Annotated in this window: 4 protein-coding genes; all 4 read left to right on the top strand. The window is 71.2% G+C overall.

Annotated elements, in window-relative coordinates:
* A partial coding sequence (locus tag BGO22_RS12815; RefSeq protein ID WP_286851151.1) for a glycerophosphodiester phosphodiesterase family protein occupies positions 1-234 on the top strand: 234 nt, incomplete at its 5' end.
* Between the two features lie 5 nt (positions 235-239).
* Entirely contained in the window at positions 240-518 is a 279-nt protein-coding gene (locus BGO22_RS12810; RefSeq protein ID WP_070400583.1) for a hypothetical protein, read from the top strand.
* Between the two features lie 95 nt (positions 519-613).
* Positions 614-1090 (top strand): DUF411 domain-containing protein, encoded by a 477-nt coding sequence (locus tag BGO22_RS12805; RefSeq protein ID WP_070400584.1) that lies wholly within the window; start codon positions 614-616, stop codon positions 1088-1090.
* A gap of 179 nt (positions 1091-1269) precedes the next feature.
* Positions 1270-2002, top strand: a 733-nt coding sequence (locus BGO22_RS12800) for a methyl-accepting chemotaxis protein (protein ID WP_286851148.1), incomplete at its 3' end; no start/stop codon positions are given.

Genomic DNA, 2002 nt, shown 5'->3' with positions numbered 1-2002 from the left:
TTGTGGTCGCCCCATTTCCACGACCTCAACCGCACGCTGGTCGAGCGCGCGCGCGAGGAAGGCCTGCGCGTGATCCCCTGGACCGTGAACGAGGTGCCCGACATGGAGCGCCTGATCGACTGGGGCGTCGACGGCCTCATCACCGATCACCCCGACCGCCTGCGGGCCGTGATGGAGCGGCGCGGCATGACCCTGCCGCCGCCGGTGGCGCCCTTGGTGGCGCGGCAGAATTGAGCGCCATGCGCCCCCCTACCCTGCTCCAACCCGTGGCCGATGCCCTTGCCGGCCTGCGCGAGGGCTCGCTCTCGCCCGCCCAGGCCAGCGAGCGCCTGCGCGCGCAGCACGACCTGCTCGCCGCCCTGCCACCGCGTTTCGCCGAGGTGCTGGGCAATCTGCTGGACCGTCTCGAATCCAGCGCGCTGTTCGACGGCGAAAGCTGCTCGTTCAGCTCGCACGAGCTGCACGACAGCCTGCAGTACTGGATCGACAAGGCCCAGGCGCAGCTGGCGAACGCCTGAGCCGCGCCAGGGAACTTCCCGCCCGCCCCGCGGCTCATTCCCGCGCGCTGCGCACACGCGCAGCGCCACCCCGGACAGCCGAAAGAACCAACACCATGCCCGCCACGAACCGTCGACAACTGCTGTTGGCCAGCGCCGCCCTGGCCCTGCCCATCGGGGCCCTGGCCCAGGCCAAGTCCCCCCTGCCCCCGCTGCAGGTCTGGAAAGACCCCAACTGCGGCTGCTGCAAGGACTGGGTGAGCTACCTGCAGGCCGACGGCTTCACCGTGCAGGTCTACGACAGCGGCAACACCGCCGTGCGCCGCCGCCTGGGCCTGCCCGAACGCTACGGCTCCTGCCACACCGCCCTCATCGGCGGCTATGTCGTCGAAGGCCATGTGAACGCACGCGAAATCCGCCGCCTGCTGGCCGACAAGCCCCAGGCCCTGGGCCTGGCCGTGCCCGGCATGCCGGTGGGCAGCCCGGGCATGGACGGCCCCGACTACGGCGGCCGCCAGGACCCCTACGACGTGCTGCTGGTGCAGCGCGATGGGACGGCGCGGATCTACCAGTCCTATTTCAAGCGCACCTGAACGCCCGCAGGGGCGTCCACCCCCTGGCCGCCCGACGCCAAGAGGATTTGATCTGGGTCAAACCCGGCGCCGGAAAACGCACCGGGCCCTGAGGCGGTACTACATATCGGCGAGGTAATGCCGATAGCGCATGGGTGAAGCGGCCGATCACAGCGCCGCCCCTCCCCAACCACCATCTCATGCGCGCCAACCTGCCCGTCTCCCAACAGGAATACGTCATCCCCGATGGCGTCACCCTGGTCTCCACCACCGATCTGCAGAGCCACATCACCTACTGCAACCCGGCGTTTGTCGCGGTCAGCGGTTTCAGCCGCGAGGAGCTGATGGGCCAGCCGCACAACATCGTGCGGCACCCCGACATGCCCCCCGAGGCCTTTCGCGACATGTGGGAGACGCTGCGCTCGGGCCAGCCCTGGTCGGCGCCGGTGAAAAACCGGCGCAAGAACGGCGACCACTACTGGGTGATGGCCAACGCCACCCCCGTGGTGCAGGACGGCCGCACCGTGGGCTACATGTCCGTGCGCACCAAGCCCACGCGCGAGCAGGTGCAGGCGGCCGAGGCCCTGTACGCCCGCCTGCGCGCCGAGCGCGACCAGGGCCAGGACCGATTGAGCCTGCGGCGCGGCCAGGTGGTGCAGAAAGGCCTGTCCGGCCTGCTGAGGCGCGCGCTGCGGCCCAGCCTGGGCCGCGCCATCGGCGGTGTCTGTGTGGCGCTGGCCGCGGCCGGCGTGCTGGTCGGCGAGATCGGCGCCCGCCTGGGCCTGGCGGCCCACCTGGCCATGGCCCTGCCCCTGCTGGCGGTCGCCCTGTTCGCCGCCTGGGCGCTGCGGCGCCAGACCGTGCAGCCGCTGGCGCAGGCCGTTCGCTTCGCCAACACCATGGCCGCGGGCGACCTCACCTCGCGCCTGGCCC

Origin of the sequence: Hydrogenophaga sp. 70-12, from assembly GCF_001897365.1 — a bacterium.
In the GTDB taxonomy this organism is placed as follows: domain Bacteria; phylum Pseudomonadota; class Gammaproteobacteria; order Burkholderiales; family Burkholderiaceae_C; genus Hydrogenophaga; species Hydrogenophaga borbori.
Note: the sequence above shows the minus strand (reverse complement) of the source record. Positions and strands in the feature narration are given on the sequence as shown.

What these genes read in the sequence shown, in the direction of transcription:
- BGO22_RS12810 (WP_070400583.1), top strand. Translation starts at nt 240, where the DNA reads ATGCGCCCCCCTACCCTGCTCCAACCCGTGGCCGATGCCCTTGCCGGC.
- BGO22_RS12805 (WP_070400584.1), top strand. Translation starts at nt 614, where the DNA reads ATGCCCGCCACGAACCGTCGACAACTGCTGTTGGCCAGCGCCGCCCTG.